Source organism: Actinoalloteichus spitiensis RMV-1378, from assembly GCF_000239155.1.
GTDB lineage: Bacteria > Actinomycetota > Actinomycetes > Mycobacteriales > Pseudonocardiaceae > Actinoalloteichus_B > Actinoalloteichus_B spitiensis.
This window is the reverse complement of sequence record NZ_AGVX02000310.1, coordinates 1-21,641: the sequence shown is the minus strand read 5'-3', so window position 1 is coordinate 21,641 and position 21,641 is coordinate 1. Positions and strand designations below refer to the sequence as shown.

Here is a 21,641-nt window from a genome sequence, read left to right as displayed (position 1 = left end):
ACGCCGGAGCCCCAATACTCGCCAGCTGCGACCAAATAGCCCAGGATTGCCACCGATCGACCACCGGAGAACCGATAATCGATCTCACGGAGCACGACGGGGCAGGGAGGGCGGTGGCCGTGGTGATACCCGGGCCCGACACACGCGTCGTGGAGCTGAGGGTCCACGGCGTACTCGGTACCACCCCGGAGGACCTGACCGGCTCGGTCTCCGCCGTCGAGGTGGCCGGGGACGGCCTCGGACGGCTCGTCCGTCCCGCCGACCGGCTCCGCAGACCCGCCCCGGGGCCGATGCTCAACGCCGGTGGGCGCCCGGTGCCGCGTGTCGTCGAGGGCTACGTCTGGGGCGGCATGACCTCCGGCGGGTTCGCGAAGGCGACCTGGGCACTGCTCTTCCCCTTCGCGATGGCCAACGTGGCGCACTGGATGCTGCCTCCAGCGCGGGAGGACAACGCCGTCTCGCGAGTGCTCGGCCACCTGCTGCGCGCCCTGCTCCGGTTGGCGGCGCTCCTGCTCTCCTGCCTCCTCGTGTCCCAGCTCACCGTTCTCTTCCTCGACCTCGTCGCGACGCAGTGCCTGCGTCCCGGCTCCTCCTGCCTACCGTTCGCGCCGGAGTCGCTGCGGGAGTGGGACGTGGGACGCGCCGTGCTGGGTCTGCTCCCGGTGGTGGCCCTGGTCGCCATGCTGCACCGGGTGTCGACGGTGAGCTGGCAGGTGAACAGGTCCACCGACCCGCTGCCCGCCGACCCGGAACGGCGGCGGAACCGGCTCGCGGGCCTGCCCGGGGAGACCGTCATCGCGGACCCGGACACCCCCGTCCTGCGGATGACCCACACCGTCGCCACGCTGGCGGTGGCCGCGATCCTCGCGCTGGGCGGGCCGGCCGGTGCCGCTGACGGCGCCAACGACTGGTTGTGGTGGGCGGCCGCCACCCTGTTCCTCTTCGGGCTCCTGGCCACCGCCCTGTTGGACGACCCCCCCGAACTGCGGGCCAAGGGCGGGCTGGGGGGACGCGTCCGGCGGTTCCTGGGTTCCTGGCCCTCCCAGGTCCTGGTCGCCGCCTCGGTACTGCTCGTGGCCCTGGTGGCGGCGCGGATGGGTCCGCTGCCCACCGAGCTGCCGGCCTCGACGTCGACCGTCGAGGTGGTCGCGGCCCTGCTCGCCCTCTGCTGCGTCCTCTTCGGGGCCCTGCTCGTCCCGGCCGCCTGGCTGGCGCGGCTGGAGTGGCGCGGACGTCCCCGCGACCAGCGTCCCTGGGCCGGGGGCTGGTTCTCGGCCCCGGTGCTCACCCTGGCCGCGCTGCTGGGGGCCGGGTTCGGTGCGGGGCTGACGCTCAGCGTCCGCCAGTTGCTCGGGCGAGGACATCTGGCGGAACCGGAGAGTTACGAGGCGATCACCCTGTTGTGGGGCGCGGGGGCCGTGCTCACGGTCGTCGCGGTCGCGGTCGTCGTCCCGGTGGTGTTCTTCCGCCGCTGGCTCGCCGAGCGCCGCGACCGGCTGGCCCCGCCCGAGACCACCCTCCTGCACGCGGGCCGGCCGGAGGACTCCCGGGTTGGTGCGAGAGCGTGGTGGTGGGCGGCGGCCCAACGCAGGCACCTGCACCACATCCTGCTGCTGGTCGCCGGCGTGCTCAGCGCCGGAGCGCTGATCGCGCTGGTCGTCCGGGTCGCCGACCTCGCACTGCCGAACTGGTTCGATCCGCTCGCCGGGATCGGGGTCGCGGTGCTCGCCGCGTTGGCCCTGGCGTTGCTGCGCACGGTCCACCTGGCGAAACGACGCCCGGAGACCGCCAAGCTCCTGGGCATCCTGGCCGACCTGACGAGTTTCTGGCCCCGCGAGGCCCATCCGACCGTGCCGCCCTGCTACGCGCTGAAGGTCATCCCCGAGCTGGCGGACCGGGTGGTCCACCACCTCAAGGACCCCGGGGTCCGGGTGGTCATCACCGGGCACAGCCAGGGCAGCCTGTTGGCGGCGGTCACCGCGGCACGGCTCGCGCAGTCCCTGCCCGACGCGGACCGGCACCGGGTCGGTCTGGTGACGCACGGCTCCCAGTTGCAGTGGATCTACGCGAGGGCGTTCCCCTCGGTGGTGCCGCTGTCCTCCCTCGCGGAGCTGTCCGGTGCGCTCCGGGGTCGGTGGCGTTCGCTCTGCCGGGGGACGGATCCGCTGGGCGGTCCGGTGACCACCTGGAACCGGCAGGTCTACGAGGGGACGCTGATCGGCGTCGGGTTCCGCGCCGACGGCTCGGTCGGACCGCTGCCCGCCGCGACGCGGAGTCCGAACGGCGCTCTCGTCCTCGGCGGCGACCACTGGCTTCCCGACCCGATGCGCGGACCGTTCACGGGCCGTCGGTGGAGCCCGGGGGTCCTCTCGCACTACGACTACCCGGTCGATCCCGAGTGGGACCGCGCGGTGGCCATCGCCGCCGGTCTCGAGCTGCCCCCGAGGGACACCCCCACGACGGGCAGCCTGCTCAGCGCACTGGGCGTGGGGTCCGACGGTGCCGCCGCCGGCCAGTCCGCCCCGCCGGGAGCGGCGGACCCGATCGACGGTGGCGGTGGCGGCGGGGTCGACCCGGAGGGGCGAGGTCGTCCACCGGGACGGCCGTCGAAGACGTCGTTATCCGCTTCCGTTCCCCCACCCACCGAGGTCCCCCGGGGCCGGAGCACTCCCTGGGAGCGCGCGGCGGAGTTACCGGTGAAGGGCGGCTGACCGGCCCGGCGGCCGTTGGTGGACGCCGGAGCCCGCGGACGACGAACGGCCAGGAACCCCGGCGGAACCGGAGGCGGGCACGGCAGTCAGGCTTCCGCGGCTCCGCTGGCCTGGCTGCCGGTGTGCGGGGAGGCTCCGTCGGGCCCTGGACCTCGTGGTGGGGTGCCCCCGGCGCCCCTGACCCGCCCGGACGGGGACCTCGCGGGGGTCGGCCGTGCCCGGGCGACGGCGAGGTCGGCGCTCCCAGTCCCGGGGCCACCCCGCCGTCCCGTCGTGGGGCCGCGCCCGAGGACGGGCGCGGATCCGGCCCGCCACCGGCGGACGCGGGTCGCCGGCGTGTGGCACCGCGACGGGCGTGGCGCCCTCCAACCCGGAGGCGACCAGGTCCGCTCAGTCCCCCGCACCACCAGCGGAACCGTCGCCAGGTCCGTCGGTGCTCGCACCGCCGTCGGAGGCACCGTCCGCGCCGTCGTCCCGGGTCGTCGCGGAGCGCCCCCGCCGTCCCCCTCCGCCCTGCCCGGAGGCAGGGCCGGCCGAGGTGTCGGCGGGCACCGCCCCGGCGGTCGCGGCGGCCTCCGCCCGTTCCCGCCTCGCCAACGTGGAGTTCCGGTAGCCGTAGACGAAGTAGATCAGTGCGCCCAGGGCCATCCAGATCGAGAACCGCACCCAGGTCAGGGCGGTCAGGTTGAACATCAGCCAGACGCAGGCGAGGATCGCCAGGATCGGGATCAACGGGACCAGCGGGACCCGGAACCCCCGCTTGAGGTCCGGGCGGGTGCGCCGCAGGACGATGACACCGGCGGAGACCAGGACGAAGGCGAACAGGGTTCCGACGTTCACCATCTCCTCCAGCGCGTGCGCCGGGAGGAAACCGGCGACGAGGGCCACCACCCCACCGACCAGGAGGGTGGCGCGCACCGGCGTGCCGTGCTTGCCCGTCGGCGCCAACCGCCGGGGCACCAGTCCGTCCCGGGACATCGCGAAGAGAACCCGGATCTGGCCCATCATGAGCACCATCACCACGGTGGTCAGGCCGGCCAGGGCACCGACGGAGATCACCCCGGCGGCCCAGTCCACCCCGTTCGCGGCGAACGCGGTCGCCAGGGTCGCGTCCTGCCCACCAGGTGAGGTGGCGAGTTCCTGGTAGCTCTGCATCCCGGTCAGCACGAGGGCCACCAGCACGTAGAGGACGGTCACGATCAGCAGGGAACCGAGGATTCCCCGGGGCAGGTCGCGCTGCGGGTTCCTGGTCTCCTCGGCGGTCGTGGCCACCACGTCGAAACCGATGAAGGCGAAGAACACCAGCGACGCCGCGGCCAGCAGACCGAACACCCCGTAGGTGCTGGTCTCCACGCCGAACACCAACGACAACAACGACTGGTCGAGCCCGGAACCGCCGCCCTCGACGCTGCCCTGGGCGGGCGGGATGAACGGCGAGTAGTTCTCGGCCCGCACGTAGGCGAAGCCCACGATGATCACCAGCAGCACGACGGCGACCTTGATCGCGGTGATGACCTGGCTGACCCGGGAGGAGAGCTTGGTGCCCAGCGCCAGCAGGGTCGTCAGCACGGCGATGAGCAGGACGGCGCCCCAGTCGAAGTCGAGCGCCCCCAGGGTGACGGTGGTGGGCACGTCGAGGCCCACCAGCGCCAGCCCCTCGCGCAGGTAGTCCGACCACCCCTTGCTGACCACCGCCGAGGCCAGGGCGAACTCGAGGATCAGATCCCACCCGATGATCCAGGCGAGGAACTCACCGAAGGTCGCGTAGGAGAAGGTGTAGGCCGACCCGGCGACCGGCAGGGTCGAGGCGAACTCGGCGTAGCACAGTGCGGCAAGACCGCAGGCGATGGCGGCCAGGACGAACGACAACGAGACGGAGGGGCCGGCCACGTTGCCGGCGGTCCTGGCCGCCAACGTGAAGATCCCCGCCCCGATGACGACCGCGACACCGAACACCGTCAGGTCCCAGGCGGTGAGGTCCCTGCGGAGCCGCGTGCCGGGCTCGTCCGTCTCGGCGATGGACTGTTCCACGCTCTTGGTTCGCATCAGCCCGTTGCGGGCCATGTCGTCCGCCTCACTTCCTTCCCCGGAGTTCGTTCCCCCGAGGTCCCACCGTGGGAAAGTCACCGAAACGATAGTCCTCGCGGCGCTGAAGTCCACCCTGTTTGACGTGGGCCACACCGACGTTGAGGACGGAGGCTTCCACGCGCCGGGGTTCCGACCACCCCTCGCGGGTCCTCCGACGCCGCGACCAGCGACGCCGGGGCGGAGGAGGGCAGCGGCCGTACCGGCCACCCGGCGGGACACCGACCGCGCCGACCACGCACGACCGGCCGCCCGGTCCGCTCACCCCCGGTCGAGATCGGGTTCGAGGTAGACGAGGCGGGCGACGGGGACGGCGGCGCGGAGCCGGCCCTCCGCGGCGTCGATGGCGGCGGCCACCTCACGGGTGGACAGCGACGCCGTCACCGCGATCTTCGCGGCGACCAGCAGCTCCTCCGGCCCCAGGTACTCGGTGCGCAGGTGGATGACCCGGGGCACCCGGTCCCCGACGAGCGATTCCCGGATACGTCGCACCTCCTCGGCGCTCGCCCCCTCGCCCACCAGCAGGCTCTTCGTCTCGATGATCAGGGTGACCGCGATGAACCCGAGCAGCACGCCGATGGCGAGGGTGGCCGCACCGTCCCACACCGGATCACCGGTCAGCACCGTGAGACCGATGCCGCCCAGGGCGAGCACCAGCCCGACGAGCGCGCCGCTGTCCTCCAACAGCACGATCGGGAGTTCGGGTTCCTTGGCCTGCCGGATGAACCGCCACCAGCTCCGGTGCCCCCGGGACGCCCGCGCGTTGCGCACCGCCGTGCGCAGGCTGAAGGATTCCAGCCCGATGCCCACGAGCAGGATCACCACGGCGACCAGGGGAGAGGTGAGGGTCTCCGCACCGAACACCTTGCGCACGCCCTCGTAGAGGGCGAACACGGAGCCGAGGGAGAAGAGCAGCATGGCCACCACGAAGGCGTAGAAGTAGCGGTCACGTCCGTAACCGAAGGGGTGTTCGGGCGTCGCCCGCCGCCGCGAGGTCCGCTTCCCCACCAACAACAGGCCCTGGTTCGAGGTGTCGGCCACCGAGTGCACGCTCTCGGCGAGCATCGCCGACGATCCCGTGACGAGGAACCCGACGAACTTCGCGGCCGCGAGCCCCAGATTCGCGGCCAGCGCGGCCAGTACCGCCCTGGTGCTCCCCTCCTCTGCCACGCCCCGCCCTCCCGTGGTCGGACCCCCGGGTCAGCACGTGGTCGGGGGTGGAAACGCCGGAGCCGGGGGCCGGTGCCAACACCCCGCCCGCGACGCGCTGGTCACGCTAGTGAGGGCACGGGCCCCCGGCTGGGCGGCACGAGCCCCGCCGCACCCGCACCACCCAGCCGGGGGACGGGCCAGCGGGACGCACCGGTGCCGCCCGGCCCCCCGGGCGGGGCGAGGTGGCCCGTGGGGTGGGGCATGTCGGCCGGACCAGCGGAGCGGTCGCGCGCCCTCGGAGGTCAGTCGAGCGGCGCCGTCGCGTGGAAGAGCTGGGTGCGCGCCCCGGCCACCGGTCGCACCCGCACCGGAGGGTCCTCCGCCGGGAGCCACACCGACTGCCCTCGGCGGACCTCGAGCTCACCGTGCTCCGGGCTGACGAGGGTGACCTGGCCGTCGGTGCACAGGAGCAGCTGGGGGGTGGCGCCGGCCAGGGCGACCGGGGACACCTCGTCGGCCTCCCAGTCGATGCGCGACAGCTGGAACTCCTCGGCCGGGGTCCGGTAGACGGTCAGGTGCTGGCCCTCCTGGTCCCCGGTCAACACCGGCATCGGCCCGTGGGCGAAGTCCAGCACCCGCATGAGCTCCGGTACGTCCACGTGCTTGGGGGTCAGCCCGCCACGCAGGACGTTGTCGGAGTTCGCCATGATCTCCACGCCGGTGCCCAGGAGGTAGCTGTGCAGGTTCCCCGCCGGGAGGTAGATGGCCTCCCCGGGCTGGAGGACGACGCGGTTGAGCAGCAGGGCCGCCAGGACCCCCGCGTCCCCCGGGTAGGCCTCCCCCAACTCCAGCACCGTCCGGCACTCCTGGCCGAACGCGCCCCGTTCCCGCAGGTGCCGGACGCAGCCCTCCAGCACGGGCGGGAGCAGCACGTCCAGGGCGCGCTGCGGCAGGGTGATGAGGGTGGTGAACAGCGCCCGGAGCCCACCTGGTCCGGGTTCGGCGGCCAGCAAGCCCGTGTAGGGCCGCAGGGTCGGCACGTCGAGTGCGTCGAGGAGCTCCAGGGTCACCCGGGCGTCCCGGAACCCAGCCAGGGCGTGGAACTCGGTGAGCGCGCAGACCAGCTCGGGCTTGTGGCTGCTGTCGCGGTAGTTGCGGGTCGGGGCCAGCAGGGGAACGCCGGCGGCCTCCTCCCGTTGGAAGCCCTCCTCGGCCTGCTCGGCGGAGGGATGGGCCTGGAGGCTGAGCGGTTCCTCGGCGGCGAGCACCTTCATCAGGAAGGGGAGCCGCGGCCCCCACCGGTCGGCGCACTTGGTGCCGAGCTGCCCGACCGGATCGGCGTGGAGGAGCTCGGTGAGAGCGGCTTCGGTTCCGTCCGGTCGCACCAGGACGGAGGAGTCGGAGGGGTGGGCGCCGAGCCACAGTTCGGCCTCGGGGTGCGGCGCCGGGATCGGTCGACCGAGCAGTTCCGAGATCGCGGTACGGGAGCCCCAGGCGTAGGGGCGCACCGGATTGCGCAGCAGGTCCACTGTCGTCTCTCGTTCGCTTGTCCGCTGGTCTCAAGCCGGGCTGGCGGTGGTCGCCGCCCGGACGGTCACACGCCGGACGGCCGCGGCTCGGCCGAGCCGCCCATCGCCCCGGTGGTCAGACCGAGGTAGACGGCGGCGGTGTCCAGTCGGCACGCGAGGGACAACGCGCCGGTCACCGGGTCGCCCTGTGACTCCTCACCCGGAACGAGGAGGTCCGCGGAGGGCAGGCGGTCGGTCGCCCTCCGGAGCACGAGGTCCGCCTCGCGGTGGTCGGCGCGGGGTGGACCGGGCGGCGTGGCGGGGCCGGCGGGCACGCTGAGCAGCAGTACCCGCACCCGCTGCCCGGACAGGTCGTCCGGATCGGCGAAGATGTCCCCGTCCGAGCCCTGGGCGACGGCGGTCCTGAACAACGCGGAACGCCGTTCGGCCTGCTGGTAGCCGGTGGCGTCGGCGGCCACCCCGGCGAACCCGGCCAGCGCGCCGGCGCCGTGCCCGGCCACGGCGACGGCGACCGGGTCGACGCCCCAGAGCAGCGGCACGCGTTCCCCGAGCCGGAGCGCCAGTGACTTGGCCGGGTTGACGAAGGACTCGTGGGAGGGGTGGTCGCGCTCCGCCGCGTGGTCCAGCTGGTCGGCCAGGCCGTCGAGGTCCACGCGGAGCAGCCCGAGCGCGTCGGCGACCGCGAGGGTGAGCGCGACGGCGGCGGCGAGGCCCAACCCCGGCGGCACCGGGACCCGGGTGGGGAGCAGGATCGCCTGTCCGCCGGCCGCCGCGGCGGCGACCGGACCGTCGGCTGGGCCGGCGACGACCACCCGCGCCCCCCGGCGGCCCGCGCGGTACACGCCCTCCGCCAGGGCGGGTTCGTCCACCATGTCGTCGACGTGGACGACGACGACGTCGAGCGGACCGACCCACTGCGGGACGTCGAGGGAGGTCACCACCGGGACCGGGCACTCCGGTCCGAGCAGCGCGGTCACCAGCGGTGCCGCGTCCGCACCGGCGGCGCTCCTGGCGAGCAGGACCAGTGCCCTGGGGCGTTCGGTGACGTGGCGAGCCAGCCCGGCCTCGGCGGCGGCCCCCGCGGTGGACCGCACCTGGGCACCCGGCGTGGCGGCGGCCCGGAGCAGACCGGCGGTGTCGGCCTGCTGAAGCCACGCCGGATCGTCGAGCAGGGTGTCGTCGAGCACCGGGATCACCTGCTCGCCGAATCCCCACCGGTCGGAGCGCCGGTCCCGCTTCCCCGCGCCTCGCCCGGGCCGCCCTCGGCCTCGTCCAGCAGCAGCACCGGGATGCCGTCACGGACGGGGAACCGCCGGGCGCACAGGGTGCAGGTCAGGTAGTCGGCGTCGGGGTCGGACGGCGTACCGGTCCGCAGGGGGCCGTGCTCGTCGCACGGGCACGCGAGCACGTCCAGCAGACGGGGGTTCAGATCAACGGCCACGGTTCCTCCTCTTCACCGGGAGTCGCAAGGCCGGCACGCCGCCCTCTGACTCGTCGTCGACGTCAGCCTCGGACGATCGCGAGCACGTCGTCGCGCAGTCCCGCGACGGTCGCCTCGTCCGGCCCCTCGATGTTCAACCTCAACAGCGGCTCGGTGTTCGACGGGCGCAGATTGAACCACGCGCCGCCGGGCAGCGAGACGGTCAGGCCGTCCAGCTCGTCGAGGACCACCTCGGGGCGGTTCTCGTAGGCGGAACGGACGGCGGCGAGCCGCTCGGCCGGCTCGTCCACCGTCGAGTTGATCTCCCCGGACGCCTGGTAGCGCTGGTAGGCGGCGGTCAACTCGGACAGGGGCCGGTCCTGCTCACCCAACGCGGCGAGCACGTGCAGCGCGGCCAGCATTCCGGTGTCCGCCCGCCAGAAGTCGCGGAAGTAGTAGTGGGCCGAGTGCTCCCCGCCGAAGATCGCGCCCGTCTGGGCCATCGTCTGCTTGATGAACGAATGGCCGACCCGGGTCCGCACGGGCTTGCCGCCGTGTTCGGCGACGATCTCGGGAACCCCGCGGGAGGTGATCAGGTTGTGGATCACCGTGGCGCCCGGTTCCTTGGCCAGTTCGCGCACCGCCACCAGGGCGGTGATCGCGCTCGGGGACACCGCCTCGCCCCGCTCGTCCACCACGAAGCAGCGGTCGGCGTCGCCGTCGAAGGCGAGCCCGGCGTCGGCCCCCGCCGCGCGGACCCGCTCCTGGAGGTCGACCAGGTTCTTCGGGTCGAGCGGGTTGGCCTCGTGGTTCGGGAAGTTGCCGTCGAGCTCGAAGTACAGCGGGACGATCTCGATGGGCAGCCCCTCGAAGACGCTGGGGACGGTGTGGCCGCCCATGCCGTTCCCGGCGTCCACCACGACCCGGAGCGGCCGGGAGCCGGAGAGGTCCACCAGCTCGCGCAGGTAGCCGGCGTAGTCCGAGAGGAGGTCCCGCTGCCGGACGGCGCCCTGCCTGCCCACGAAGCCCGGCACGCCGTTGGCGACCATCTCGCGGATCTCGGCGAGGCCGCTGTCCTGCCCCACCGGGGCCGCGCCCGCCCGGCACAGCTTGATGCCGTTGTAGGCGGCGGGGTTGTGGCTCGCGGTGAACATGGCTCCGGGCAGGTCGAGCGTGCCGGAGGCGAAGTACAGCATGTCGGTGCTGGCCAGGCCGATGTTCACCACGTCGATCCCCTGGCCGGTGACTCCCTCGGCGAACGCCGCCGCGAGCCCGGGCGAGGACTCCCGCATGTCGTGGCCCACGACGATCTCCGGGCCGCCGACCAGCCGCGCGAACGCCGCGCCGATGTCCCGCACCACTTCCGCGTCGAGTTGTTCACCAACCAGACCGCGGATGTCGTAGGCCTTCACGATGTCGGACAGGTCGCGCACGCCGCCTCCCTCACTGCGGGCCGTCCCCGATCTCGCCGACCCTGGCACCCGAAGGGTACCGGCGCGGAGCGGGCACCAGAACGGGTCGGTGGGCAAAGCCTCCGGTCAGCCCTCCCCCTCCACGACATCCGGATCAAGACCGAGGTAACTGGCCACCTGCTCGACCAGGACGTCGTGCACGAGGTCGGAGAGGTCGGCTCCGTCCCGCGCCCTGGCCTCCAGCGGCCGGCGGTAGAGCACGACCCTGGCCCTGGTGGGTACGCCCCGCCGGTCGACACCGGCCGGCACCAGCCTCGCCAGCGGGATCTCACCGTCACCGACGACGTCGCCCTGGTCGCCGTCCGGCCGGAAACCGGCCCGCAGCTCGGGGACGTCGTCCACGGCGACGTCGAGCTGGGTCAGCTCCGCCCGCCACCGCTGTTCGATGGGCTCCAGCGCCTCCAACACGAGGGCGTCGAACCGCTCCGCCCGGCTGCGCGCCGCCGGCATCGACGGCGGGTACAGCGTGCCCCGCAGGCCACGCCCTCGCCGATCACGTCGGCAGCGAGTTCGCCTCTGGTATCCGCGCGCCACCGCCACAGGGCCAAGGGTACGGGACCAGCCAGCCCTCCCGGTCCGCCGTCACCGGACCGGCTGCCCAGGAGCACCCAGCGGCGGACCGGCGGAACCGGAGCGTGACCGGCGGGGAATGGATCACGAAAGCGTGTCATCCGCGTGGCTGCTACTCGCCAAGGCGGACAGGCGCTATCGTCCCCGCTGTGCGGAGCGTGAGACGGTGCTCGCGAACCGGGTGTACCAACCCGGCTGTCGCCACGCTCACCTACGCGTACGCGGACTCCACCGCAGTTGTCGGGCCCCTGGCCACCTATGCCGAGCCACACAGCTACGACTTGTGCGAAGCGCACGCGATGAGGTTGACGGCACCCAAGGGATGGGACGTAGTCCGGTACGAGGGCGAGTTCGCCCTGTCCCAACCGTCGGTCGACGATCTGACGGCGCTCGCGGAGGCAGTCCGCGAGGCCGGTCGCGTCGACAGGCAGGCAGAGGTGCCCGAGGAGTCGGTGACCAGCCCTGGTCGGCCACACCTGCGAGTACTCCGGAATCCCCATGACGACTGAGGCGGGGTCCGGTCACCGGACCGGAACGGCGGGCCGACCCGCCCGGGACGACCGACGTGTCCAAGATCACTTCGGGGCCGCGGTGGGGGCGTCCTGACCGGGTTCCGACTACGCAGCGCAGCCGCTGGGGGCCCATGGCCAGGACGCCGGTCCGGTCCCCGCGCCACCACACGGGCGCGGGAACGACGGAGCCCCCCGGCGCGCCGAGGGGCTCCGCACACGCGGCGTCAGACCGCGCGTTTCTTGAGCTTGCGTCGCTCACGTTCGGACAGTCCGCCCCAGATGCCGAAACGTTCGTCGTGCGCCAGCGCGTACTCGAGGCACTCGGAGCGCACCTCGCAGCCGGAGCAGATCCGTTTCGCCTCCCGGGTTGACCCCCCCTTCTCTGGGAAGAACGCTTCCGGATCGGTCTGCGCGCAGAGTGCGCGCTCCTGCCAGTCCTGTTCTTCCTCTCCCGTATCGAACAAACCGGTCAGCACGTCCAACTCCCCAAGCTGGACGGTCCCCCGCTCTGTCTCACGGTCCAGTTCGAATTCCCGCACGTCCGCCTCCTCGCCTTCCGCACTCCCCGGTTGGCGGACGCCACCCGTCGGCCCCCTCGGTCGACGAATGACACCGATGTGATTACACCTGTGTAACCGCTAGGGGTCAAGCGATAGTCAGCCGAACGAGTTACCAGCGCACGGGGTTCCCGAAGCCGGGTGCGGAGCGCGGAACTCGCTAGGCCATCAGGAGGTTTCCCGGAAACCCACGGACAGCCGCTTGACACCGGCGCGCCGCGAAAGGCCCACCGATCGGGCGGTGGCGGCGGGCCGGGTGGGAGCGGCGTCGCTCCCACCTGTCGTCCCGGGGAGGTGCGGGACACTGGCCCCGTGACGAGTTCTCCCGTTCGCCTCAGCCCGCTCTTCCTCGCCATCCTCGCGGCGACCGCGGCCGGCGGCGCGCTGACCTTCGTCGACGCCTCCGCGGCCGCCACCGCCGGGGTCGTGCTCGTCGTCCTCGGTGGTTGGGCGGTCTCCCTCTGCCTCCACGAGTTCGGTCACGCCGCCGTCGCCTACCGGGGCGGGGACCTGTCGGTCAGGGACAAGGGGTACCTGACGCTCGACCCCCGGCGGTACACCGACCCGGTCCTGAGCCTGTTCCTGCCGATCCTGCTGCTGATGGCGGGCGGCATCCCGCTGCCGGGCGGGGCGGTCTGGATCAACCGGCACGCGCTCCGCTCCCGCGCCGTGGAGAGCGGGGTCTCCCTGGCCGGTCCGCTGACCAACCTCGCCCTGGGCGGGCTGCTCGTCGCCGCCGTGTCCCTCACCCAGCCGCCGCTCACCTTGGCCGCCGCGCTGTCCTACCTGGCCTACGTCCAGATCATCGCCTTCGTGTTGAACATCCTCCCGGTTCCGGGGCTGGACGGGTACGGTGCGCTGGAGCCCCACCTCTCCGCCAAGTGGCGGCACTACGGGTCGGTGGCCCGGCCCTGGGCCCCGTTGGCGCTCTTCGCCGTGCTGCTGGGGTTGCCCCAGATCGGCTTCCCCTACCTGACCGACGGGTTGTTCACCCTCACCTCCGAACTGTTCCGGCTGATCGGCGGCGACTCCCTGCTGGCCGCCTGGGGCGGGTCGGAGTTCCGGTTCTGGCGGTGATCCCGGCCCCCTGGCTCCCGCCCCCCGTGCGGCACGCCGGAGCCGCTTCCGGCGGCTGCCGGAAGCGGCCGTGATCGGGAGGATGCGAGGATGACGCCTCGTGAGAATCGTGGTGCTGGTCGGGGGAGTCGGAGGCGCTCGCTTCCTCCTCGGAGTCAAGGCAGCGCTCGGACTGCCGGCGGTCGGCGAACCGACCCCGGCCTCCGGCGGCGACGCGGCGGAACACCAGGTGACGGCGGTGGTCAACACCGGTGACGACACCTGGATGCACGGCCTGCGCATCTGTCCGGACCTCGACACCTGCATGTACACCCTCGGCGGCGGCATCGACGAGGAGCGGGGGTGGGGCCGCGCCGGGGAGAGCTGGGCGGTGAAGGAGGAACTCGCCGCCTACGGCGCGCCGCCGGACTGGTTCGGCCTCGGCGACCGGGACATCGCGACCCACCTGGTGCGCAGCCGCATGCTCCGCGCGGGCTACCCCCTCTCCGCCGTCACGGAGGCGCTGTGCGACCGGTGGCGGCCGGGGGTCCGCCTCCTGCCCGCGTCCGACGACCGGGTCGAGACCCACGTCTCGGTGGACGACCCCGAGTCCGGGGAACGCCGTGCGATCCACTTCCAGGAGTGGTGGGTCCGGCACCGGGCGGGGCTGCCCGCGCACTGGATCGGACAGGTCGGGGCCGAGACCGCGACCCCGGCGCCCGGCGTCGTGGCCGCCCTGGAGGAGGCGGACATCGTGCTGGTGGCGCCGTCCAACCCGGTCGTCAGCATCGGTTCGATCCTCGCCGTCGACGGCGTTCGAGAAGCCCTGCGCTCCACCCCCGCCCCGGTGGTCGGGGTGTCGCCGATCATCGCCGGGAAACCGCTCCGGGGCATGGCCGACGCCTGTCTCCGGGCCATCGGCGTCCCCTCGACGGCCGAGGGGGTGGGCCAGCACTACGGTGGGCGGGGCCGGGGCGGCTCCGGCCTGCTCGACGGGTGGCTCGTGCACACCGGGGACACCGCCGTCGTTCCCGGCGCGACGGTGCGCTCCGTTCCCCTGCTCATGTCCGACGTGGCGGCCACCTCGGCGATGGTGGAAGCCGCCTTCGAACTGGCCGAGGTAACCCGATGAGCACGACGTCCACCCCCCGCGGCGACGGGGCCCCGGCCTCGCGGGAGGCCGGCAGGGCGGACGACCGCCCCGCCACCCCGACCGCTCGGGAGGGCGACCACGCGGCGGCACGCCTCGAACTGATCCCGGTTCCGGGGATTCCCGAGGTCCAGCCCGGCGCCGACCTGGCCGAGCTGGTCGCCGGGTCCGCCCCCTGGCTGCGGGACCACGACGTCGTCGTGGTCACCAGCAAGATCGTGTCGAAGGCCGAGGGAAGGCTGGTGGCCGTTCCCCCGGACCCGGAGGCCCGGGAGGCCGCCCGGCGGCGGCTGGTCGCCCAGGAGGCGGTGTCGGTGGTCGCGCGGTTCCGGAACAGCCTCATCACGGAGAACCGGTTGGGCATCGTGCAGGCCGCCTCCGGCGTCGACGCGTCCAACGTCGCCACCAACCAGGTCGCACTGCTGCCGGAGGACCCGGACGCCAGCGCCGCGCGGCTCAGGGCGGGCGTCCGCGACCGGCTGGGCGTCGAGGTGGCGGTCGTGGTGACCGACACGATGGGTCGTGCCTGGCGGAACGGGCAGACCGACGCGGCGATCGGCGCCGCCGGGCTGCCGGTGCTCCACGGCTACGCCGGGCGGGTCGACCAGCACGGCAACGAACTCGCGGTGACCTCCGTGGCGCTGGCCGACGAGATCGCCGCCGCCGCCGACCTGGTCAAGGGCAAACTGGGCGGGGTTCCGGTCGCCGTGGTGCGCGGGCTGCGACTGGTTGACGACGGGTCCACGGCACGCGCCTTGGTACGACCGGTGGAGCAGGACCTGTTCCGCATGGGGACCGCCGAGGCGGTGGCGCGCGGCCGCGCCGAGGCCGTCCTGCTGCGGCGGTCGGTGCGCGAGTTCGCGGACGAGCCGGTGAACCCGGACGCCGTCCGCCGTGCGGTGGGAGCCGCGCTGACGGCCCCCGCGCCCCACCACAGCCACCCCGTCCGGTTCGTGTGGCTCCGCGACCCGGCGCGGCGGCGGGCGCTGCTGGCCGCCATGCGGCGAGCGTGGTTGGCCGACCTCGCCGGCGACGGCCTGACGGCCGAGCGCGCGGAACGGCGGGTGCGCCGGGGCGACCTGCTCCACCGCGCTCCTGAGCTCGTCCTGCCCTTCCTCCTCCGGGACGCGGCGCACGACTACCCCGACCCGCGGCGCCGGGAGGCGGAACGGTCGATGTTCACCGTCGCCGGCGGCGCCGCCGTGCAGGGCCTGCTCGTCGCGCTCGCCGCCGAGGACCTCGGCTCCTGCTGGGTGTCGTCGACCCTGTTCTGCCCGGAGGTGGTGCGGGACGTGCTCGGGCTTCCCGAGCGCTGGGAACCGCTGGGCACCGTGGCGGTGGGGCACCCGGCCCAGCCCGCCGGGGGACCCCGCCCGCCGGCGGCCCTCGACGAGGGCCTGGTGGAGCTGTGAACGCGCCCGGGCCGGGCCTCCACGCCGCCGCCGTCCGGTGCCTGTCCTCGTGGCGGACGGCGGACCCCGGGCAGGAGGCGCTGCGCCAGGCCTTCCTGGGTTTCCTCGCCGCCAGGGCGGACGCGTGCCACCGGTCCTGCGAACCCGGCCACCTCACGGCCTCCGCGTTGGTCCTGGACTCGACGGGGGAACGCACCCTGCTGACGCTGCACCCCCGGGTCGGGCGGTGGCTCCAGCTCGGCGGGCACTGCGAACCGGAGGACGCCGACCTGGTGTCGGCCGCGTTGCGGGAGGCCACCGAGGAGTCCGGCATCAGCGGCCTGCGCATCGACCCGCGTCCCCTGCACCTCGACGTCCACGAGGTGACCTGTTCGCTGGGCGTGCCGACCCGCCACTTCGACGTCCGCTTCCTGGTGCGCGCCCCGGTCGCGGCGAGGGAGGTGCTCAGCGCGGAGTCGCTCGACCTGCGCTGGTTCCCGCTGTCGGCGTTGCCGGCGGACGTGGACTCCGTGCCCACCATGGTCGGCCTGGCGGTGGCCAGGGCGGCGGGTGCGGCCGACGCCGGCTCAGCAGGCCCGGTAGTCCCGGGGTGACAGCCTCGGCCCCCTCCGGGGGGCACGGGAGGCCACCGCCGTCAGGTACCGGACGGCGCGGTGCCGTTGGCCGGCGTAGGGAGCGAGCAACGCGAGCATGCCCTCGTCGTCCACCCGCCGGCCGAGCAGCGCCCACCCGACGGTGTGGGACAGGTGGTAGTCCCCGACGCTCACCGCGTCGGGGTCCCCCCAGGCCCGCTGGGCCACCTCGGCCGCCGTCCACTCCCCGACGCCGGGCACCATGCGGAGCAGGGCCCGCCCCTCCTCGCCGCCGAGCGCGACCGCGCGCTCCAGGCGGGACGCGACCCCCGCGACCGCCAGCAGCGTGCGCCGGCGTGCTCCGTCCACCCCGCACTGGTGCCACTGCCAGTCGGTGATCGAACGCAGCCGGGCAGGGCCCGGCGGGACCCGCAGGTCCACCCCGTCGGGGCCGGGTGCGCGCCCGCCGAAACGCCGGGCCAGCTCACGCCAGGAGCGCCACGCCTCCGTGCTGGTGACCTTCTGCTCGAGGACGGCGGCCAGCAGCACGTCCCACACGCGGCCCGTGGCGCACAGCCGCAGGCCCGGCAGGGTCCGGCGCGCGAGGGCGACCACCGGGTGGTGCGCGACGAACCCCCCGTCGTCGTCCCCGGCGCCGCACAACGCCGGGAGCCCCTCGACCAACTGGGCCGCCCCGGGGCCCCAGGCGGTGGCCAGGACGGTGCCCCGCCGCTGCCGCAACGCCAGGGTGCCGGGGCCCTCGTCGGTGTTGGTCGCCCACCAGTAGGCGTCGCCGAGGGTGCGGAGGCACGGGTCGCCGCTCCCCCGCCGGAGTGGCCCGAACAGCGCCGCCAGGTCGACCGGGCGGTTCGGCGTCCAGGACCGGGTCAGGGGCGCCGCGGGGTGAGCCGAGTGAGGTGGCAACGCCCCGCGCGGCCGGGTCCCGGCGGGTTCCCGGCTCACACGTCCGCCGAGAACCGGATGCCGTTGGAGGGCAGCTCGACTCCGGGCCACACCCGGGCGCCGCCGACCAGTTCGCAGTTCTCGCCGATGACCGCGTCGTCGCCGATCACGGAGTCCTCCACGACCGCTCCGGCCCCGATCACGGCGCGCGCGCCGACGACGCACCGCCGGACCTCGGCTCCCTTGCCGACGACGGCGCCGGAGAACAGCACGGACCCCTCGACGGTGGCGCCGGAACCCACCTCGGCCTCCTCGCCCACGGCGGTGCCGCCGTGCACCTTGGCGTCATCGGCGACCCGGGCGCCGGCGAGCACGATGGCGGGGCCGGCGGGGCGGGGAAGCGCTGGTGAGTGCACGACACCCCGGACCAGGTCCGCGGAGCCCCGGACGAACGCGGCGGGCGTGCCGAGGTCGAGCCAGTAGGAGGTGTCGACGTGGCCCTGGAGCCGGGCTCCGGACTCGAGCAGGCCGGGGAAGGTCTCCCGTTCGACCGACACCGGTCGCCCGGCCGGGATCTCGTCGACGACCTCGCGGCGGAAGACGTAGCAGCCGGCGTTGATCTGGTCGGTCGGCGGGTCGTCGGTCTTCTCCAGGAAGGCGAGTACCCGCCCCGTCTCGTCGGTCGGGACGCTGCCGAACCGCCGCGGGTCCTTCACCCGGACCAGGTGCAGGGTGGCGTGCGCACCCGAGGCGCGGTGCGTGTCGACGACGGCGGCCGGGTCCACCCCGGAGAGGATGTCCCCGTTGAACACCATCACGTCCCTGGCGCTGAGGCCGTCCGCCGCGTTGCGGATCGCGCCCGCGGTGTCCAGCGGACGGTCCTCCACGACGTAACGCAGGTCGAGCCCGAGGGCCGATCCGTCACCGAAGTGCCGCTCGAACACCTCCGCCTTGTAGGAGGTGCCCAGCACCACCCTCGTCACCCCGGCCGCCCGGATCCGGCAGAGCAGGTGCGTGAGGAACGGCACGCCGGCGGTCGGCAGCATGGGCTTGGGTGCGGAGAGGGTCAGGGGCCGCAACCGGGTACCCTTGCCCCCGACCAGCACGACGGCGTCGACGTCGCGCAGTGCTCGTCGCGATCCGGACTCAGTCGCCGGTGGCTCGGCTGGACTCACCGACATGCGACGCTCCTCCTGATCTATCGAAACCACGTCGGAGGGCCTACTCTGGCATGAGCGACCAAGCGCGCGGGCAGTGGACCCACCGAGGCGCCGCGGTCACCCACCGCGAGTAGGTCTCCAGCCGCCCACCGAACACCGCTCGCGTCGGCCCCCGCGGCTCCGCGGCAACGTCAGGAGAGGTCATCGATGGACCCCCGAAACCGTGCTGACGAGGCCCTGGCGCGTGCCAGGGCGCGCGGCTCCTTCGTCGTGACCCCCGATGACGCCACCTCACCGATGGACGCCGCGAGCACCGTGCAGATCCCCCGCCGGGTGGTCTCGGCGGCGGATCCGGGCAGGAAACTCGCCGACGCGGAGAGCACCGTGGTCCTCCGCCCCGACCAGCGCCCGTCCCCCGGCCATCCCGGGATGGGTCAACACCCGCATCACGGTCAGCCGGGCCCGGGCGGCCCCGGGCGGCCGCAGCCGCCCGGGCAGCAGGCCGGGGGACACGGCATGACGGCACCCCAGCAGCGCCCCCCGCACCAGCCCCCGCCGCAGGGCGCCCCCGCGCCCGGTGGTCAGCAGGCCCCGCAGCCCGGGCCGGGCACGGGCGGGCACCAGCAGGCCGAGAGCACCACCCCGCCCTGGCACAACCAGCAGTTCTAGGCGTTCCCCCGCACCTGCGGCCGACGCGCGGTGGACGCGTCAGGCCGGTCCCTGGCGGAGGTGTGCACCGGCGGTTCCCGGTTCCCCGTCCTCGCGGCCCGGGGCGGTGCCCCTCCCCGGCCGTGACGAACCGGCGGGACCATCCCGTTCGCGGTGCTCCTCCCCGACCCGGGCGGCCGAACCTCGGGTCGGGCACTCCCTCTCGGTGGCCGGTCGTGGACAGGCCTCCCCGGCGGGGCGGGGCCCGTGCCGTTCGAGATGGGTCGCGCCGTTCCCGGCGGGGCCTGGCCCCGCACACCCCGTCGGGGCCCGGGGGCACGACAGCGTTGGCCGGCTCGGGCATACCGCGAACGCCGCCGACCTCCCCGTCGTCCCGGCCCGACCTCCCCGTCAGCCCTCCGGCCGGCGGGTGCCCCGCAGCTCCCAGCGGTACCGGGCGTTCAGCCCGGTGCGCAGGGCGAACCGGAGCGGAGCCCAGAGCGGCCCCTGGTGGCGGTCACTGAGGTACCGGTAGGCGCTGCGGTGGTGGGCGGCGAGCATCCGTTCCGAGGCCGTCGAGGTGGACGCCCCCCCGACGTGCATGACCTCGGCGCTGGGCACGTACACGTTGAGCCAGCCGGCCCGCGCCAGCCTGTCTCCCAGGTCCACGTCCTCGAAGTACATGAAGTACCGGGGGTCGAAGCCGCCGACCGAGTCGAACGCCTCCCGGCGGAAGAGCTGGCAGGACCCGGAGAGCCAGCCGGCGGTCCGCTCGACGACGGCGGTGTCGGACTGCCGGTAGGCCCTGGACCACGGGTTGTCGCTCCAGACCTTCCCGAGGACGGCGTGGCCGACACCGCGCCCCAGGGAGGGCAGGAGGCGGGCGGACGGGTAGACCTCACCGCCGGGTTCCCGGATCAGCGGGCCGAAGGCGCCGCCGCGCGGCCACCGCTCGGCGGCGGCCAGCAGCACGTCGAGGCTTCCCGGCGTCCACTCCAGATCCGGGTTGGCGACGACGACCCACCCGACCTCGTTCCCCAGGCGTGCCACACCGTGGTTCGCGGCCCGCCCGTACCCGAGGTTGCCCCCGGTGGGGGCGAGTTCCACGTTCGGTCGTTCGGCCGCCCGCTCCGGTGCGCCGTCGGTGGACCCGTTGTCGGCGAGGACGACTTTCGGGGTGCGTTCGGTAGCGGCGACCAGGGTGTCCAGGAACCGGTCGATCGTCTCCCCGGGTGAGTAGGTGACGGTGACGACGGCGATGTCGTCACCGTAGGTCGCTGGTTTCCGGCGCTGCGCACTCGACGAGGTCACGGCGGACCATTCTGCCGTGACCCGCTGGTCCGCCCCCGGCCCCCCGTTCCCCGTGACCGTGTCGCGGGTGCCGGTCGGCGGGCCGGCAGGGTCAGCGGCCGCGCCGGTGGATCCAGTCGGCGCGCGCGAAGGCCTCCAGGTGGCCGGCGGCGCACCCCGCCCAGGAGAACTCCTTGGACCGGGTGAGCGCGGCACTGCTCAGGTCGGCGCGCCGCCGGGGCTGGTCCAGCAGTTCGGTGATGGCCTGGGCGATGTCCGCCGCTCCCACCCCGCAGTAGGCGACCGCGTCCCCACCGACCTCGGGGAGGCTGAGGCGCTGGGTGGTCAACACGCAGGCGCCGCAGGCCATCGCCTCCAGCACCGGCAGGCCGAACCCCTCCCCGAGGCTCGGGTAGGCGACCAGTTCCGCGCCGCCCAGGAACCCGGCGAGGTTCCGGAACGGCAGGTAACCGGGCCGGATCACCCGCACCCGGTGCGGCACCGAGTCCAGGGCTCGTTCGACCTGGCCGTCCCAGCCCGGTTGCCCCGCCAACACCAGGGTCGGCGGGTTCACCCGGCCCTGGCACGCCTTGGCGAACCCCCGGATCAGCGAGGGCACGTTCTTGCGGGGTTCCAGCGCGCCGAGGAAGGCGACGTAGGGCGCGTCCCGCAGGTCCAACAGGTGGCGGACCTCCTCGACCTCCTCGGGGGTCGGCGGGTGGAACCGGTTCGTGTCCACGCCGTGCGGCACCACGGACATCGCGCTGCGCCTGGCACCCAGCAGCCGGACGAGTTCGCTGGTCGTCGCGTCGCTGGGGGTGACGCACAGGGTGGCCCGGGCCAGGGAGGCGCGGATCCATCCCCGGAAGAAGCTGGCCTTCACCGAGGAGTGCAGGGCGGGGTCGGTGAAGAAGGTCGCGTCGTGCAGGGTGACCACGCTGGCCACGGGGTTGGCCAGCGGCATCGTGTAGTGGGGCGAGTGCAACACCCTGACTCCCAGCCGACGCACGAGCCGGGGCAGGGTGAGCTGTTCCCAGCTGAGCCGCGCCGTCCTGGTCGCCACCGACTCGGAGGCGGGCACGATCCGGGAGGACGGCGCGGTCCTGGTGTACAGCTCGGCGTCACGGGGTTGGCAGACGACGCTGAGCTGTGCCCCGGCGGCGTCCAGGCCAGCGATCAACGAGTCCACGTACCGGCCCACGCCACCACGGTCGGTGGGCACAGCGGTGGCGTCGATCAGGACGCTGGGTTCGGCAGACCGCACCAGTGAAGCCTACGGCGGCTTCACAGGCGATCCAGCGCCTTTGGCCGAATCAGCGGCCCGCAGTGGGCAGCCCCACGTCCGCACCTGCTGGGCGAGCGGGCCACGCCCGCTTCCCGTGTCCGGGTTCCCGCGCTCCGTGCCCGGCCTCCCCCGCCACCCCGCTCTCGGCTGCCCCCAC

19 protein-coding genes are annotated in these 21,641 nt (G+C 73.9%); 7 read left to right on the top strand and 12 right to left on the bottom strand.

Annotated elements, in window-relative coordinates:
• Positions 1-149: 149 nt before the first annotated feature.
• Positions 150-2,711, top strand: coding sequence for an alpha/beta hydrolase family protein (locus tag ACTIDRAF_RS0214290; RefSeq protein WP_245533538.1), 2,562 nt, complete (start codon positions 150-152; stop codon positions 2,709-2,711).
• Between the two features lie 390 nt (positions 2,712-3,101).
• On the opposite strand, the gene ACTIDRAF_RS0214285 is transcribed toward ACTIDRAF_RS0214290, so the two are convergent.
• The 7 genes from ACTIDRAF_RS0214285 to ACTIDRAF_RS0214255 form a co-directional block, all read right to left on the bottom strand.
• Positions 3,102-4,775 carry an amino acid permease gene (locus ACTIDRAF_RS0214285; RefSeq protein WP_016699414.1) on the bottom strand — a complete coding sequence of 558 codons (1,674 nt, stop codon included), beginning with the start codon at positions 4,773-4,775 and terminating at the stop codon, positions 3,102-3,104.
• 282 nt (positions 4,776-5,057) lie between these two features.
• A complete protein-coding gene (locus ACTIDRAF_RS0214280) occupies positions 5,058-5,966 on the bottom strand; it encodes a cation diffusion facilitator family transporter (RefSeq protein ID WP_016699413.1) in 909 nt (302 codons plus the stop codon).
• 284 nt (positions 5,967-6,250) lie between these two features.
• Positions 6,251-7,477: a mannose-6-phosphate isomerase, class I gene (gene manA / locus ACTIDRAF_RS0214275; protein WP_016699412.1), complete on the bottom strand. Its 1,227-nt coding sequence runs from the start codon at positions 7,475-7,477 to the stop codon at positions 6,251-6,253.
• Positions 7,478-7,542: 65 nt separating this feature from the next.
• A complete protein-coding gene (locus ACTIDRAF_RS0214270; protein ID WP_016699411.1) occupies positions 7,543-8,673 on the bottom strand; it encodes an SIS domain-containing protein in 1,131 nt (376 codons plus the stop codon).
• A complete protein-coding gene (locus tag ACTIDRAF_RS0214265) occupies positions 8,670-8,918 on the bottom strand; it encodes a Trm112 family protein (protein WP_016699410.1) in 249 nt (82 codons plus the stop codon). The genes ACTIDRAF_RS0214270 and ACTIDRAF_RS0214265 overlap by 4 nt, the downstream gene beginning before the upstream one ends.
• 62 nt (positions 8,919-8,980) lie before the next feature.
• Positions 8,981-10,330: a phosphomannomutase/phosphoglucomutase gene (locus ACTIDRAF_RS0214260; protein WP_016699409.1), complete on the bottom strand. Its 1,350-nt coding sequence runs from the start codon at positions 10,328-10,330 to the stop codon at positions 8,981-8,983.
• 105 nt (positions 10,331-10,435) lie between these two features.
• Positions 10,436-10,909 (bottom strand): metallopeptidase family protein, encoded by a 474-nt coding sequence (locus ACTIDRAF_RS0214255; RefSeq protein WP_425359124.1) that lies wholly within the window; start codon positions 10,907-10,909, stop codon positions 10,436-10,438.
• Positions 10,910-11,097: 188 nt separating this feature from the next.
• On the opposite strand from ACTIDRAF_RS0214255, the gene ACTIDRAF_RS0214250 reads away from it, so the two are divergent.
• Entirely contained in the window at positions 11,098-11,448 is a 351-nt protein-coding gene (locus ACTIDRAF_RS0214250) for a DUF3499 domain-containing protein (protein ID WP_016699407.1), read from the top strand.
• A gap of 227 nt (positions 11,449-11,675) precedes the next feature.
• Here the strand turns inward: ACTIDRAF_RS0214250 and ACTIDRAF_RS28905 are convergent, their stop codons facing one another.
• Complete coding sequence (locus ACTIDRAF_RS28905; RefSeq protein WP_169533982.1) at positions 11,676-11,933, bottom strand: WhiB family transcriptional regulator; 258 nt, start codon at positions 11,931-11,933, stop codon at positions 11,676-11,678.
• A 387-nt stretch (positions 11,934-12,320) separates the two neighbouring features.
• On the opposite strand from ACTIDRAF_RS28905, the gene ACTIDRAF_RS0214240 reads away from it, so the two are divergent.
• The 4 genes from ACTIDRAF_RS0214240 to ACTIDRAF_RS0214225 all read left to right on the top strand — a co-directional run bounded on the left by ACTIDRAF_RS0214240 (position 12,321) and on the right by ACTIDRAF_RS0214225 (position 16,219).
• Positions 12,321-13,085, top strand: a complete 765-nt coding sequence (locus ACTIDRAF_RS0214240; protein WP_016699405.1) for a site-2 protease family protein — start codon at positions 12,321-12,323, stop codon at positions 13,083-13,085.
• A gap of 100 nt (positions 13,086-13,185) precedes the next feature.
• Positions 13,186-14,196, top strand: a complete 1,011-nt coding sequence (gene cofD, locus ACTIDRAF_RS0214235; RefSeq protein ID WP_026066104.1) for a 2-phospho-L-lactate transferase — start codon at positions 13,186-13,188, stop codon at positions 14,194-14,196.
• Positions 14,193-15,626, top strand: coding sequence for a coenzyme F420-0:L-glutamate ligase (locus ACTIDRAF_RS0214230; RefSeq protein WP_016699403.1), 1,434 nt, complete (start codon positions 14,193-14,195; stop codon positions 15,624-15,626). Before cofD ends, ACTIDRAF_RS0214230 begins: the two co-directional genes overlap by 4 nt.
• Positions 15,623-16,219 (top strand): NUDIX hydrolase, encoded by a 597-nt coding sequence (locus tag ACTIDRAF_RS0214225; protein ID WP_016699402.1) that lies wholly within the window; start codon positions 15,623-15,625, stop codon positions 16,217-16,219. Before ACTIDRAF_RS0214230 ends, ACTIDRAF_RS0214225 begins: the two co-directional genes overlap by 4 nt.
• On the opposite strand, the gene ACTIDRAF_RS0214220 is transcribed toward ACTIDRAF_RS0214225, so the two are convergent.
• Positions 16,193-17,122, bottom strand: coding sequence for a DNA-3-methyladenine glycosylase family protein (locus tag ACTIDRAF_RS0214220; protein WP_245533537.1), 930 nt, complete (start codon positions 17,120-17,122; stop codon positions 16,193-16,195). The genes ACTIDRAF_RS0214225 and ACTIDRAF_RS0214220 overlap by 27 nt on opposite strands.
• A 35-nt stretch (positions 17,123-17,157) precedes the next feature.
• A complete protein-coding gene (gene manB, locus ACTIDRAF_RS0214215; protein WP_016699400.1) occupies positions 17,158-18,282 on the bottom strand; it encodes a mannose-1-phosphate guanylyltransferase in 1,125 nt (374 codons plus the stop codon).
• A gap of 186 nt (positions 18,283-18,468) precedes the next feature.
• On the opposite strand from manB, the gene ACTIDRAF_RS28900 reads away from it, so the two are divergent.
• Complete coding sequence (locus ACTIDRAF_RS28900) at positions 18,469-18,930, top strand: hypothetical protein (RefSeq protein ID WP_016699399.1); 462 nt, start codon at positions 18,469-18,471, stop codon at positions 18,928-18,930.
• 390 nt (positions 18,931-19,320) lie between these two features.
• Here ACTIDRAF_RS28900 and ACTIDRAF_RS0214205 read toward each other — a convergent pair whose 3' ends face one another.
• Together ACTIDRAF_RS0214205 and ACTIDRAF_RS0214200 are read right to left on the bottom strand one after the other, a co-directional pair.
• A complete protein-coding gene (locus ACTIDRAF_RS0214205; protein ID WP_016699398.1) occupies positions 19,321-20,220 on the bottom strand; it encodes a glycosyltransferase family 2 protein in 900 nt (299 codons plus the stop codon).
• A gap of 91 nt (positions 20,221-20,311) precedes the next feature.
• Entirely contained in the window at positions 20,312-21,463 is a 1,152-nt protein-coding gene (locus ACTIDRAF_RS0214200; RefSeq protein WP_016699397.1) for a glycosyltransferase family 4 protein, read from the bottom strand.
• Between the last annotated feature and the right edge of the window lie 178 nt (positions 21,464-21,641).